Genomic DNA, 13439 nt, shown 5'->3' with positions numbered 1-13439 from the left:
CTGGTAACAACCCGGTGAACGCCGTGCCGCATCATGATCGGGCCGGTTTTGTTATCACCGGGCTAACTGCCCAGAATCTAGACAGAGACGACCGCCACAATGCCGCTGTGAGTGCGAGAGAAGCCCCACAAGCCACGAGCCCCACTTAGTACTAAGATGGATTGGTCCGGGCCGGGGATCGCTCATCCACGTAGAAATCGACCGCGCGCCCGACTGTAAACTTTCTGGGCAGTCATTGTAAACCGGACCCCGGCATCCGACTTCCTGCGGGGCTCTAGGAGCGCAGATCCCCGCCCGGTCCGATTCCTGACATGGGGGCGAAATGTCGCCCAAATCGGAAGCCGTGCGGGTTAGTTAGAGAACCCGGTCGGCCAGCCCCATCGCCACAGACTCGGCAGCAGTCAGGAACGTGTCCCTTTCCAGCATCGCCTGGAGCTGCTTGAGCGTGAATCGGGGTTTCGCCGCCCGTATTCTCGGGAAGTAGGCCGACTCCATGAGCTTGTTGATCCGTTCCATCTCGGCGGCGTAGACTCGCACCTCGGTCACCGGCCCGCTCGCGTTCCAGGTTCCGTAGTGCAGCATCATCGTGGCGTTGGGGGCCATGAGCCGTTCGTCTGCCGCCTGGAGAATCCAGCTCCCCATGCTCATGGCGTGGCCGAACGCCTTGATTGTGACGTAGGACTTAGACGTAGCGATGGCGTCATAGATCGCCATGCCGTGGTACTCATCCCCGCCGATGTTGTTCATGATGACGGTGATCGGATCGGCGCTGGTAGCGTCCAGCACGGCAAGCCCCTTGAGGAAGGATTCGGCCATGAACTCATCGGTCTCCGTACCCATCCAAAGGGTGCGGGTCGGGATATGCACCCCGTAGTCAAAGAGCCGGTCAACATCATCCCGGCGAAGCTGACTCACCTCCGCCGCCTCCACCGGGCGCGCTTCCAGGCGAGGTACTCGGCGGCCTCGGCGGCGTTGTCTAGTACCGTGATCCGGGCATCGGGCGCCGCGTTCTCCGGGTCGATGACGATGGACGCGCTGCAAGAGACGTGGTTATCCCGCGCCCCGATCTTGCGGGCGAAATCGTCGCGCCCCTTATACGATGCGACCTGGACGCAATGGGTGATCCTGCCGTTGTGCGGGTTGCGGGTGATCGCTCGACCGCTCACATGGGTATGTCCGCCAAGGATCACGTCATCATCGAGGCCCATCATCGCCGCCCGCAGGACGCCGTGCGCGGTATTCCACATGGAGTGCCCCGGCCAGCGGTGCGCGGCGAAGAGGCGAACGGGGTGTCCTTCAGGGAAGGACAGTTCCAGCCGCGCCTCCCAAGGCTCATAGGCGGACCCGGCTTGGCGCGCGAGCCATTCCAGCGGATCATCCGCGCCGCTCCAAACGTCGTGGTTGCCGCCGATGTGCGCGATCCATCGGCCGGCCAGGGAGCGGACAAACCACTCCACCAAACGCCGCGCGTTGCGGGCGCTGATATCCTGATTCGCGTACAGCGCCCCGAGCCGACCCGTCCAGTTGTTGCGATCATCCCCAATGCAGAGCGCGTAGAGGCCCTCGGTGCGCCGGACTAGCGCTACGTCCGTGCGCAGTTGCCGGATGTCACAGTCGGGATCGTCGATGTGGGGGTCGCCGAAGACGTGGATACCGACCGGGCCTGGCACGCTAATCCCAATCGGGATGATTCGCCGCGCCTCGGACGCCTCTTCCCGCTGGCCTTGCGCCTCTTCCATGATGTCGAGTAGTCGAGGTGTCGGCAAATCCCGATCGGGAAGATGGGGGAAGGTGAGCGCGGGGGACTTGAGCTTGGCCGTCCAGTCATCCACCGCCGCCCGCGCCACCACTTTCGGGTCGGTCACGCGCGCCAGCCTTGAACGTGGTCTTTCAGGTGATTGCGTAGCGCCGATTCCGTCTCACTGAATCCATAGTTGGCTTTCAGCACCCGGTAAATGAGCGGAACCGGCACGGTCTGCCCGGCCAGCTTGAGCGTCACGAACTCGGCAAGGCAGGCTGCAGCATCGGGTGGAAGGTTGCATGAGTAGCACGGTTTGCGGGGCGGCTTGTAGTCGCCCACCGCCGCGCGTGCGAGGGATTGCGGATCGGCCCGCTTTCCGTCCCCTTGCGCGTTCTTAGTGTCGGCACTTGCGGCTAACTGCCTACGGTTGCTCACGGTTCCCCCTTCCGTTGCGAGTTGTCAATCGGGTTGACAATCGGCCTACTTGCCGGCCCCGCCCTTGATGAGCGAGCGCCCGCCGGCTGCGAGCGCCGCTGTCGCCAGCCACGAGGCGATGACACCGGCCGTCACCTGTACGTCCCAAGTGATCGTGTTGCCGCGCACGGCCAGGTCGAGTAGCGCGACCATGACGAAGGCGAGCGCGAGCGTCAGGATGACGGTGCGCTGCCGGGCCGGGGCGTTCGCATCCCCCATCGTGGTCCGGTTGCGCACCCACGCCACGATGAGGCCGACAACCAGGGCGAGCGCCGGGTTGACGGAGATGCCGAGGGAGCGGAGCTGCTCCATGATCTGCTGCAGGTCCATGATCTGTCCTTTCTAGCGTGACAGATTCGGTGGAATCCGTCCCTTGCCCGAGGAGACCCTGCTGATGATGTAGTCCACGATGGCTTTGATCGCTCCCTTGAGCGTGATGCGTTTCCACCATCCCATTAGAAGTCCTCCGCGATGTAGACGATCTTCCCGCGCCGCATCTCGAAGACCTTGACCGCGCCCATTTCGATGGTGCGCCCGTAGTTTTGGGCGGGAGTTTCCTGGCCCTGCTTGACGTGGGGGAGTTTTGATGAACGCGGGCCGGGGTTGAACGGCAACCCCGTAACGAAGAACCAAACCCACCCCCACCATTCGGAGCAGACGTTCTTCCCGGCGCCGTCCGCGTCCTTGACGTACTGCGCGAGCGGGCGCATGCCGAAGAGGAAATTGCAGACAGAATCGACGAGGTGCCGGGCGATGTTGGTGTAATCGTAGGGCCTGCCGACAACCCCGCGCGCATGGCCGACTAGCAGGCTCTTGTAGTGCGGCGTCACCACGTTGTCGGGAAACCGCCATACCTCAATCGAGTGCTTTCGGTCCATGTAGACATAGAGCCCGGTGATCCGACCCTTGGGACTCACGGCCTCGGCAATCTCGCCAGCGCCCAGACAGGTGAATTGGTGACTCCACCCGCGACCGCTGAAGAACGCGATTAGCGTGCCGATGGTTCCGTGGTATCTCGAGAACCCCACGTCGCAGGGCTTGAACAGTGGGTAGGCGTCAAGCTCCTGCTCGTGCCACCATTTGCCAGCGTCCCCGCCGATCCATGATGCTACTAGAGCCTTGAGTCCGGTCAGCATCGTCTCCCCCTTTCAGTAAATGCGCGGGCGAGGGGCAGGATCTTCGTCAGATGAGCGGCAGGGGGTGAAGCCCTCACCACGGCCATGCCACACAGCGCCCGCGCGGAACTTCATGCCCGCCATGTCCCGTGATATGGGATGGGGCCAGGTACGGACCACGTTATAGTGAATGGCGGTATTACGGGGTCCGGTTCCCATAGAACCCCGGCCCCGTTGCACGCGTGACACGTCTTTTCCATTTGGCCGCCGGTTGTGGTTGACGGCCATTCATTCGGTTGCGTTGGTACGCTACCGGACCCGCCACACACAGGACAGCAGTGCGGTTTGCTCATCTCAATCTCCCCTGTTTGTCATCCGTTCAGTAGCGCGGCGGCGATCCGCTTCGCCCTGTCCCCCACCTGATAGGCGTACCGGCTGGAAAGCACCGCCTGTGACGCGGTGTGCCAGTCGTCCGCCTCGATAGCGGCGCGCATCTGCTTGAACTTCCCGAGGCCCGCTTCACCGAGGTTGAACGCCATGTTCGCCAGGGCTTCCTGCCGCGCGTCGGATAGCGCGTCCCATGTTGGGAAGAGACGGCGGCAGACGGCAACCGCTCGCTCGATATCATTCTCCAGCAGATGGAGCGCTTCGGCCTCGGTGATCCCAACATCGTCCAGGTTCCGCCCGATGCCGATGGTGGTCTTTCCGGCGGTACACAGATACGGCTTGAGCCTCAACCCTTCGTCCCGGTTCAGATCGCCCTTGAGTACGTGAAGTCTCACGCGTGCCTCCGCAGAAGCTCGAAGAAGATCGCAATGACGATGGCCGCCGTCTGCGCCAACATCCACATGATGAGGGTGTTTATGCGCTTCGTGATTTCGTCTTGGCCGTCGCCAAGCCTATCTAGTTCGCGCTTCACCCATTCCTCGGCTTGCGTCCACCCGTTGCCCGGCCTTCCGTCGTTCGGTGCGTTCATGCTGTCCCCGTTCTACCGTGCGAGGTCAAGAGAATCGAGTTTCATGGTCAGTGCGGCCCTACGCGCCCCGGACCAATGCGTACCCTGGTGCCCCGTGGAATCGGGCCAATGCCGAAATGCCCCACGCGCTTGTTGCCGGATGAGGACGAAGAGATCAGCGCCCTCAAGTGCGCGTAGATCGCATCGGCTAGGTGAATGTGACCTGACCGTAGCGGATGAAGATAGTTGGTGGCCGGGTAGTCGTTCGCGCGGTCCACCCACACGCCAGCAGCACAGACAGAGACGTGCGCGTTGTAGGCCCCGGCATCGTATCGGTCGCGCAGCGCCTTGCGGTAAATGACGATGTTCTGTTCGTAGAACTCCCAATTCGTCATGTCGGTGTAATCTTCGATCCATGCCAGGGTGTCTATGTTTGCAGACGACGGCAGGACCAATACGATCTTGCATCCTGGATATCCCGTGTCCGCAGACAACAGCGCCGTGCAGAAGGCGTCGATGCGGTCGGTCAGCGTGTCGATGGAAGCCGCGCCGAGTAGATCGCCACGCGCGAAGATGTCGTTATAGCCCAACTGGATTACACAGAAGTCGATTGGAGGAACCTGTGACGAATCGGCTACGTAGCTCTGGAAATCGAGCGCGCTGCTGCTGGTGTCCCAGAACGGATTGGCACCACCGCCAGCCGTGACAAAGAAGTTCCAGTCCTTACCGTTTCGGCCCTCGTGGAATATTGGATCTGCGCCCTGGCTTCCAATGAATCGAAGGCCCGCGCCGCCGTCTGTGCTGAAGTAGAGATTGTTATAGCTCGGGATGTACGTGGAGTCTGGTTGTCCGAGCGGATACATCGCCATGACCGAATCGCCAACGAACAGCGCCCCATACGTCCCGGTCCCGCCATCCGCAGCAACCGCGGAAACGGTAACGGTATCCACTACCACCGTTGTGTCGTAGTACGAGTCTTCAACGGAGAACGCGACGGTAGAGATTCCGACCCCTGACGGGGTGAAGTAAAACCCGGTGGTGTCGCACGTCCCGCTGTCGCTCGCGCATGAGTAGACCAGGTGATCGTTGGCGGGTATCTGCGCGATCAATTGGTCGAAGCGGATCGACATTTCCCTACCGACAACCGCATAGATGGTGGCCGGAAGAATCAGTTCGGAAAACTCCACCTGCTCGGGCGCTGCTACTTCATAGAACGTCGTCGGCGTGACGAGGTTGACGTACTCCGCTGCGATCCATTCAGCACTGCGGCGAACGTCGGATATCCTGTACTCGTCAAGGTGACCTTCCCAACTGACACCACCAGACGAACCGTTGTCACCAATCGTGAAGGTAGCAGAAGCGGCAATGTTGCGGCCGTTTGTTGCATCCACTACTCCGAGACTGTCGCCGTTCGAGAAGTACGAAACGAGGGTATCTGCCCTTGCAAACACCATGTTCGTCCACGCGTTCACGGTGGGCAGGCCGACGTTCTGACCGAACCCAAGGTATGACGGGCCGGCCTCGTAGTACGTGGCCTGCGGATCTGGCGTGGCTACGCCCCACCCAAACATAGAATACTGATTACTGATTTCGGCTAGATAGTTTGTGAGATTTATGTTGGTCGATGCCGTGCGCTTGGCCCACGCGCTCATAGTTAGGCTCGTGCTGGCGTTGGCGTCGATAGTGGTTTTGTAGTACGTAGAATCGTCGAAGGCTACCGCGTTCCCAGCAATCCCGGACACCGCAGTCCCGGCCAGCCTGTACATGGTGGCATTCTTGCCAGTGCCTGCCCGGCTGGAGTTGACAAGGGCCGTGCCCGCCCCGCTCTGCATGTGGTAGACGAGGAGATAGTTCGCATTCCACACGCCACTCGTTCCGGTCAGTGTATTCGCCTCGGCCCCGTCCGACCGACCCCAGTAGACGTAGAAGTCGGTATCGGTGGCGTTTGCGATAGTCGTGGCCCGGAAGTACAACTCGCCGCCGGAAGCTGGCGTGAACCAAACGAGTTCACGCGCTAACTTCGTCGTGCCGTCGCTCGCAGTGACGAGGATGTCGGCTCCGTCCGATCTGGCGTTTGTCCTGAGTCCAGCCCACGACACCCCGGACAGATCGACGTAGACCGGGAAGTCCGCGAGGTCACCGGCCACCTGATCGGCTTGGACCGTGACCTTCGCCCGGTATTGCCAGCTTGCGTCGTACCATCCAGCGCCGAGCGCTGGCGATGAGACACACGCCAGAATCGCGAGCGCCGCAAGTAGTCTGATAGTGTGTCTCATCGTCCTTCCCCCTTATCGCCTTCTCACCAACGCGTGAACGTAGACCGTGCCGTTCCCGCCGCCGTCAACCAGGATATGCGTGATCGGGTCTTCCCACGAATGCACCTCACCGCCGAGCAGCGTGTCCCACTTCGCGCACGGGAACGCTTGAGCCCAATAGCGGGAGCCCGCTGTGGAGTCCGCGCCAACCTTGCCGGCACCGACCAGAAAGTAACCATAGCCAGGAATCGCCCGCAGCTTCGGGTTGCTGATCACCGTCGCCGGGATGCAGCCGACATAGGTGACCGTCGCCGACGCGCTGGTAGACCAAATCGTCCACTGAGCCGCCACACCGCCAAGGGCCAGCGTGTCCAGCGTGGAAGAGGTAACGGTCAGTGAGGTGTCATAGGCCGCAACCGAATGCGGCGAGTACAGCTTCGCGTCCCACATTTGGGCGCTCACAGGCGCGGCACACGCGAGCGCGAGGAGTCCGACCCCCAGCGCCAGCACAAGTCTCGTTCTCATGGTCTGACTCCTTGCCCTAGACGGGCGTGTAGATGATCTGCTCGGCGGAAAACTCAACTGAGAATGACCCGCTCGCCGGTAGCAGGCGCACACTGTTTACCAAGTAGTCCGCGACCCCCGTCGCCCCCGTCGTGTTCCACCCGGCCAGCTTCGCCGGCTGATTGATGTAGTCGGGGCGCGTGGCCTCGTAGTTCATGTCGTTGGAGATGCGGATGATGTGACCGGGGCACAGGTCGCTGAACTCAATCCCGCCCTGACACGAGAACACGATGCGCGGATTCGTGTAGCGCCTGACTAGATAGTTCAGGAACGCGGTAGCCACCACGTGCCCATACACGAAATCAAGATTGATCTCCGGCATCTCGCGCAACCCGTAGCGGGCTTGCGATGCCGCGCAGATCGTGGCGACGTTGTACCCAAGCTCGCCCGCAAGGTCCGTTGCGCTCCCAACCGGGAGACTCTCTTCCGTGGAAGAGCCCTCCCACAAGATGCAGCTTGCATCGGCCTCGCAGACGTACTGCCGAGATTCCAGCTTGCCGGTTGGCATGAACTGGCGGTAGTTGACTGTGAAGCGGTTGAAGATTTCGTCGGACGGCGTAAGGGCTGCCGTGAATCCTTCCACGGCATACGGCTTGCCGAAGTCTGCCGCACCTGGATGTTGCGAGTTCGGGTGTATCTTGACGCGGTTCCCGGCGGAGTCGTTGTACCAGAAGTGGTCGGCATTGGCCTGGGCTACCGGATACACTCCGGCGTATATCAGCCCGTCGTTACGGCGCGACACGAAAAACGGGGCCTGGGCGCAGAGCGCCGCTATGGCCGCCTTGATGCTCGTCAGCTGTGAGATGGTTACGTTGTTGTACCACCCAAGGTCAGTCGAGATGTTGTCAATCGTCCACCGCTGTAGCTCGTCGCGCACTTCGCGGAAGCTACCGAACTGCGAGGCCGCTGTGACCATATCGGAACCCGTGACACCGTTTCCCCACTTGCGGAGGATGCAGTCGGCAATGTGCGGCGGGCCCGTGATGTTGTAGTCAGCCGTCCCGGTCACGTCTCCGGCGTCGTTGTCCAGCGTCCACTTGCGCGCGTTCATGTAGTTCTGGACGAAGTACGGCGCGATTGGCTCGGAAGTGCCGATGCGTTGAAAAGTAGGGTACGCGCCGGGCTTTGACACGCGGGGGTACATGACGGGCGACTGCGGGCCGAATAGGCCCTTTGCGATGTTGAACGAGGTGCCGATGGCATAGCCCCAAAGCCACGCGGGGCCAAGGCCGGGACTGACCGAACCGCCGCCAGCGCCGTTTCCCGGTACATTGGCAGGCATCCACGCCATTAGCGCACGATCCTTCCGAGGATGTTGACCTTGGGGCTCGTGCGGGTGAGTTGCGCGCCGCCCGTCTTGAGCTTCACGCGGCAGATAACGCCGACAGAGATCAGTTGGAAAGCATCACCCGCAGATCCCGCATTAGTTATGATCATCCGTACAACCATCGGCCCCTCAGTGTCTGGGTCCGGGTCGTTGTTGGCCACATAGCGCCAGTCCATCCGCATGATCGGCTGCTGTTGACCGCTGCGGCAGACATATGCCGTCACCGGCACGGCGGTCGAGTTGTCTTGTGCTTGAGTACGTAGCCCACCGGCCTCCAATTCTGAAACCACAAGGTTGCCCTGCACGGAACCAGCGTACCCGCCAACCCAATCAGCGCTTGCAATGGAGTAGATACCGAAGTCCACGCCAGGAGATCCACTAAGCGCGCAGTTGTTTAGCAAGATGTACGCACCGATGCAGTCCGTGGCCACCGGGATCTCGCCCATGATGGTGATTGGCGACACAGTGAATTGAACTACCCTGTCGGCGTCGGTGTCGTCGCAGGACACGTTGGCATACGTGTACGGGGAGCGGTCAAACAGGGCCGCCGGGTCATCCACAAGCGAGTCTACGTCTGTGTAGATTCCATCGCAAGGAACGTACACGTCGGCAGTCTGGTACTCCTGTACGATGACCGTGATGCCGGTTGAACCGCCGAACCCGGTCGGGTCGCTATAGATTTTGCTCTGTCCCGTACTAGTTCCAGCCACTATCTTTCCAAATGCGTCGGCCTCGGGCAGATAGATGACAAGGCCGTCGTCAGCATCGGATGCGCCACCCGACGCAAACTCATCTTGCTCTCCCCAATCGGTATTGGGGCCGTAGCAGTCATTGGTGACCAGCAAATAGTCGGGGCTGTTTCCGGTGCGCTTCCACGATATGACCGGGGCCAGGGCCGGATGAAACCCGGCCGCAATCGCTTCCAGCCAAGTATTGCTATTGATGAAGTTCTCGGAGTTGTGCGCCCCGAACACAATCGGGATGAACTGCCCCTTCGCGTTCGGGTCGGGCGGGTCCGTGATCCGGTGCGCGGCGGACGGTATCAGCGTGTCCTCGGCCTTGGTGCTCTGCGTCAGGTTGAACACGATCTGGCCGGCGGGAAGGTCCACCGATTGCACGATGCCCTTGAATATCGTCTGCGTCTTGTAGGTTGCCGTATCGTCAGTGGTGGGCCCGGCGAAGTAATAGACCTTGTACTCCACCGCCGCGCCCTGCCAGACGTAGTATTGCAGCAGTTGAGACAACCGCACTTCGTCGCCGGTCAGCGTTGGCGACTCTGCCGGGGTTCCGCTCGCAAAGGTCAGTTGCCCGTTGTCCAGAACCCCGTTGATGCGCACGTCGCGTAGCACCAAGCGCGGATCGGCCAGCGTCTGAAACGCGCTGTGGATCTCGGCGGCGCACGAGATATCACCGAACGACTCCACCACCGACTCGAACCACATCTTCGTGTCGCTCGAATCGTAGGGCCAGGGGTCGCCGTCCGTGACGGCCAGCACATTCGACCCGGGGCCGCGCAGAGTCACGTTGGTTGGCGCGTGCGAGTCGGGGTCAATCGGCGTGATCGTCGCGCCGATGCGATAGTGCCCGCCACGGATCTCGCTTGCAGCCTTCGCGCTGGCGTAGTTGCTCAATGGAGCGGCCCCAGCGGTATCGTCGTCATGGTGATCTGGAGTTCGGAGTAGTTCGCCGCCCACTCGTTAGAGCGGATGTCCGCCACCCCGTAATAGGCCACGGTCGAAGACAGATCGGTCGAGCTTGCGAACTTGGCCAGCACTACGGGACGCGGACCCTCGCTGGCCGACGCGGCGGGCCCCCATCCGTCTAGGGCCGAGTTGGTCGAGTTGTATATCCACGGCTTCTCGTACAGCGCCATGATCGCGGCGACGTTAGCCGTCGTGAGTTTCGACGGCTTGCGGAACGTCTTGGTGAACGTCACCGACCCGTCGCCGTTGGCCGACTCCGTACCGCCCAAAAGCTCGTTGCCAAGCTCGTACTGGACACCGAAAGAAACCGTGCCGTATTCAAACGTATCCGATGCCGTCAGGATCGTGGAGAACCGCAGATATCGCAGCGCAGAGGTGGCAAGCGCGGTGAAGCACAAGAGGCGCGGCGTGTAGGTGTTGAGGCTGACCGCCGCATCGTCCACAAGCTCGTTGAACGTACCGGCCCCGAAGTCCGAGGCGGCACAGTCCAGCGCCTGAACCGCCGCGAAGCTGGAATAGGTACAGCCCGCCATGAAGAGGCAGTTGACGGCGTTCTTACCTGTGGCAGCGCCCCGGTCGAAGTCCAGGTCAACGCGGTTGGTAGCCTCTACCACGCGCCCGCGCTCGTTCGGGTTCAGCGTGCGGATCGAGCCGAATGGATAGCCCGCAACCGCCGTGCCCGTGGTGAGCGTCGGGTTCAGGTGCGCCACGTTGTGCGAGAGCATGAGCCGCCACGTCGCTGCCATTAGCCCGCCTGTCCTCTCGCGTATGCTTGGTCTAGGTCGGGAATCAGGACGCGGGCCATTTCGCGCCCGCCTACCATGAGCGGGATCACGAGGGTGCGCACCCCTCCGGCAGACTGCGGCGTCGTGGACTCGCGCATGGATGGCCTGCTAGAGCCGCCGCCCGATGCGCTCTTGGGCGCGTTCGCGACCCCGGACCCGCCGATCTTGCTTATCACATTGCCGAGCCAGTCGCCGGCTGCATCAGCGCCGCGATTCAGAAGGTTGTCCATCACCGACTGAAGCGCGGAGTCGAGTACATCCCCCAGCGTCTTCGCCTGTCTGATTCCGTTGGCCAGCCCGTAGGTGATCGCGTGGCCAAGCTCATCGGCCTGCTGGCGTGCGCGCTCTTGGTGCGCCTCGATTTCCATGAGGCGGTCCAAGTCGGCTTGCCGCGCCTCTTGCTCCTGACGCGCTACTTCCGCCTCTGCGTTCCGCCCGAAGTCCTCGCGGGAGCGTGGTTGCGCCGGCTGGTTCGCGTCTACCAGAACGTCGCGCGCCGTGCCGGGGAGGTCGCCGCTTGCCATTCCATCGATGAGGCGACCGAGTTCTGCTGTTAGGCCCTTCTCTGCATCAATAAGAGGTGCGATGTCACGACCAAGCCCGGTCGCGGTATTGCTGGAGCGTCGCCCGAGTCGGTCAAGGTCAAGCGCGGCACGCTCCTCTTCGCCCATCTCGGCAAGTGCGGCCCTAGACCGTCTCCGCCCCTGGATGACCGGATCGGCATCAGCACGCTCGCCCGCCCGCGTGATGACACCGCCGGTTAGTACGGTCCCGGTGGCCTGCCCCATCGCGTACTTCAAGAAGAACTCTGTCTTCTCTCCGAACGTGAGTTCAATCTTCTCGTGAGAGAAGGCGCGCAGCGATTCGTTGATGCCGTCGATTCCGGCCTTGAGCCTGTCGGCCCCGCCGGCAAGCTCAATCAGTCCCGCCCCTGCGGCCTGCTTGAACCCGGCCCATGAACTGTTGATGCTGGCAACGGAACTAGCCAACCGCTCATCGGCCTCAACTGCAGAACCGATGCTGTCTTTCAGGAACCGCACGATTCCGATGGTGGCGGAGGCGGACAGGCCAAGGCCAACCGCGATCTTCTTCCAGTTCATGCCGAGCTTTTCGGCTTCTGCCGATTGCGCTTTTACGGCTTTGGTGGTTTCCTCTGTGTCGGCCTTGGACTTCTTGGCTGCCTTTGTGGTGTTGGCTGCGGTTTCCGTCTGTGCCGCCGCAGTCTTCACGTGCTGCGTTGCGGCCTCGCGCTCCGCCTTTATCTGAGACTCGATGCCATCTATCATCTCGCGCGCCATGTCTTGCGATGACTTGGCTACGTTGTCCGACAACACCTTGTATTGTGTGGTGACTTCGGCGGTCATCTCGGCGGCAGCCTCTGCCACCGGCTCGAACATGGTCGTAAGCTCTTGACTCGTGGCCTGAGCTTGCGTGCCGAGATCGGTGACCGCCTGCGCGGTCTCATTGATCGGCCCGGCCTGACTGACGAATTCAACGTCATAGGCCGACCCGAGCGATTTGGACGCGGCTACGGCATCGGTATTGAGCTTGGCAAGCGATGCCGACGCCTGTGCGGACGCTCCGGTAGCGCCCGTGCCAAGCTCATTGAGTTTGGCTTTCAGATCATCGACGCCCTTGGCCGCGCCTTCGCCCCGGAACCGCGCTAGGATTGAAAGGACGGTTTCAGCCACCGAATCCCCCCATCTTCGCCGCGCGGTACTGCTTCAGCTCCGCAACGTCTCTCAGAAGGTGGTAGGACAGGCGTTCGGCGTACATGGCTAGAATCGACTCCGGTAGTCCGGCCCACTCGCACACGCGTCGGAAGTGGAGGGACGGCCCGCGAGGGAGCGCGCCTTCATGCTCATAGGGGCAAGAGGCGCACAGATCCCGGCGCTCCTCTTCGTCCTCGCACTCGCGCGCGATTGGGCACGCGGGGCAGTCGAGAAAGCCGGGAGGCGGCTCTGGCCCCTTCCGCTCCTGCGAGCCGTGGTACGCGAGCCACTTCCCATGTTGCTCGATGCGCCGCAGATCGTCGGCAATCACGCGTCCTCATTGCTGTAGAACACGCGGTCTCGCGCCTTCTTCAGCACGTCAAGGTATCCAGACCCGGAAGAGTTGAGCCCGGCACGGAGGTCTTCCGGCTTGATCTCCACGGGCTCACCCGCCCGCTCGTACCCGATGCACAGCGCGACGGTAGCTTTGACGCCGTTCATCTCAAGCGCGGTCATGGCTTCGCGGTCGGACTTCGGCACGCCGACGCCTTGCGCGTGGTACTCCTCAAGCCACGCCTGGACATCTTCCGGCTCGGCGTCGTCCTTCACCGGCCCATGCCCGTCCCAAAACGCACGGTAGCGCCGGGAGAGTTCCGTGCTCTTGAATTGGTCAAGGGCGTAGGACTGGCCGGCTAGAACGTCCGCCGTGGTGTCTATATCGGGGCGCTGGAAGATCAGCACTTCCAGCACCCCGTCAGGCGCGGTGTACTCGAACCGGATCGGCTCGGGAGCCTTGAGCATCGTTCCC

The 13439-nt window shown here is 62.0% G+C and carries 15 protein-coding genes; all 15 read right to left on the bottom strand.

The window, feature by feature from the left end; all coding sequences use genetic code 11:
• Positions 1-354: 354 nt before the first annotated feature.
• The 15 genes from WC683_09945 to WC683_09875 all read right to left on the bottom strand — a co-directional run bounded on the left by WC683_09945 (position 355) and on the right by WC683_09875 (position 13432).
• Complete coding sequence (locus WC683_09945) at positions 355-867, bottom strand: ATP-dependent Clp protease proteolytic subunit (GenBank protein MFA4972925.1); 513 nt, start codon at positions 865-867, stop codon at positions 355-357.
• 44 nt (positions 868-911) lie between these two features.
• The gene (locus WC683_09940; GenBank protein ID MFA4972924.1) at positions 912-1832 is read right to left on the bottom strand and encodes a hypothetical protein; all 921 of its coding nucleotides are present in this window, start codon (positions 1830-1832) and stop codon (positions 912-914) included.
• Positions 1833-1861: 29 nt separating this feature from the next.
• Positions 1862-2176: a hypothetical protein gene (locus WC683_09935; GenBank protein MFA4972923.1), complete on the bottom strand. Its 315-nt coding sequence runs from the start codon at positions 2174-2176 to the stop codon at positions 1862-1864.
• Positions 2177-2221: 45 nt separating this feature from the next.
• A complete protein-coding gene (locus WC683_09930; GenBank protein MFA4972922.1) occupies positions 2222-2545 on the bottom strand; it encodes a hypothetical protein in 324 nt (107 codons plus the stop codon).
• Between the two features lie 125 nt (positions 2546-2670).
• Positions 2671-3351 carry a hypothetical protein gene (locus tag WC683_09925; GenBank protein ID MFA4972921.1) on the bottom strand — a complete coding sequence of 227 codons (681 nt, stop codon included), beginning with the start codon at positions 3349-3351 and terminating at the stop codon, positions 2671-2673.
• A gap of 350 nt (positions 3352-3701) precedes the next feature.
• Entirely contained in the window at positions 3702-4112 is a 411-nt protein-coding gene (locus WC683_09920; GenBank protein ID MFA4972920.1) for a glycoside hydrolase family protein, read from the bottom strand.
• Complete coding sequence (locus WC683_09915; GenBank protein MFA4972919.1) at positions 4109-4306, bottom strand: hypothetical protein; 198 nt, start codon at positions 4304-4306, stop codon at positions 4109-4111. The genes WC683_09920 and WC683_09915 overlap by 4 nt, the downstream gene beginning before the upstream one ends.
• 47 nt (positions 4307-4353) lie before the next feature.
• Positions 4354-6561, bottom strand: a complete 2208-nt coding sequence (locus WC683_09910) for a LamG-like jellyroll fold domain-containing protein (GenBank protein MFA4972918.1) — start codon at positions 6559-6561, stop codon at positions 4354-4356.
• A 12-nt stretch (positions 6562-6573) separates the two neighbouring features.
• Positions 6574-7065: a hypothetical protein gene (locus WC683_09905; GenBank protein MFA4972917.1), complete on the bottom strand. Its 492-nt coding sequence runs from the start codon at positions 7063-7065 to the stop codon at positions 6574-6576.
• Positions 7066-7081: 16 nt separating this feature from the next.
• Entirely contained in the window at positions 7082-8395 is a 1314-nt protein-coding gene (locus tag WC683_09900) for a hypothetical protein (GenBank protein ID MFA4972916.1), read from the bottom strand.
• A complete protein-coding gene (locus WC683_09895) occupies positions 8395-10062 on the bottom strand; it encodes a hypothetical protein (protein ID MFA4972915.1) in 1668 nt (555 codons plus the stop codon). The genes WC683_09900 and WC683_09895 overlap by 1 nt, the downstream gene beginning before the upstream one ends.
• A complete protein-coding gene (locus tag WC683_09890; protein ID MFA4972914.1) occupies positions 10059-10880 on the bottom strand; it encodes a hypothetical protein in 822 nt (273 codons plus the stop codon). Before WC683_09890 ends, WC683_09895 begins: the two co-directional genes overlap by 4 nt.
• Entirely contained in the window at positions 10880-12610 is a 1731-nt protein-coding gene (locus tag WC683_09885; protein ID MFA4972913.1) for a hypothetical protein, read from the bottom strand. Before WC683_09885 ends, WC683_09890 begins: the two co-directional genes overlap by 1 nt.
• Entirely contained in the window at positions 12603-12962 is a 360-nt protein-coding gene (locus tag WC683_09880) for a hypothetical protein (protein MFA4972912.1), read from the bottom strand. The genes WC683_09885 and WC683_09880 overlap by 8 nt, the downstream gene beginning before the upstream one ends.
• Entirely contained in the window at positions 12959-13432 is a 474-nt protein-coding gene (locus WC683_09875; protein ID MFA4972911.1) for a hypothetical protein, read from the bottom strand. The genes WC683_09880 and WC683_09875 overlap by 4 nt, the downstream gene beginning before the upstream one ends.
• Positions 13433-13439 lie beyond the last annotated feature (7 nt).

It is taken from the genome of bacterium (genome assembly GCA_041648665.1).
GTDB lineage: Bacteria > UBA10199 > UBA10199 > 2-02-FULL-44-16 > JAAZCA01 > JAFGMW01.
This window is presented reverse-complemented; position numbering and strand designations above follow the sequence as displayed.

Bases quoted from the DNA above. Each gene is read 5' to 3' on its own strand.
- WC683_09930 (MFA4972922.1), bottom strand. From the start codon at position 2,545: ATGGACCTGCAGCAGATCATGGAGCAGCTCCGCTCCCTCGGCATCTCC.
- WC683_09925 (MFA4972921.1), bottom strand. From the start codon at position 3,351: ATGCTGACCGGACTCAAGGCTCTAGTAGCATCATGGATCGGCGGGGAC.
- WC683_09915 (MFA4972919.1), bottom strand. From the start codon at position 4,306: ATGAACGCACCGAACGACGGAAGGCCGGGCAACGGGTGGACGCAAGCC.
- WC683_09910 (MFA4972918.1), bottom strand. From the start codon at position 6,561: ATGAGACACACTATCAGACTACTTGCGGCGCTCGCGATTCTGGCGTGT.
- WC683_09905 (MFA4972917.1), bottom strand. From the start codon at position 7,065: ATGAGAACGAGACTTGTGCTGGCGCTGGGGGTCGGACTCCTCGCGCTC.
- WC683_09900 (MFA4972916.1), bottom strand. From the start codon at position 8,395: ATGGCGTGGATGCCTGCCAATGTACCGGGAAACGGCGCTGGCGGCGGT.
- WC683_09890 (MFA4972914.1), bottom strand. From the start codon at position 10,880: ATGGCAGCGACGTGGCGGCTCATGCTCTCGCACAACGTGGCGCACCTG.
- WC683_09875 (MFA4972911.1), bottom strand. From the start codon at position 13,432: ATGCTCAAGGCTCCCGAGCCGATCCGGTTCGAGTACACCGCGCCTGAC.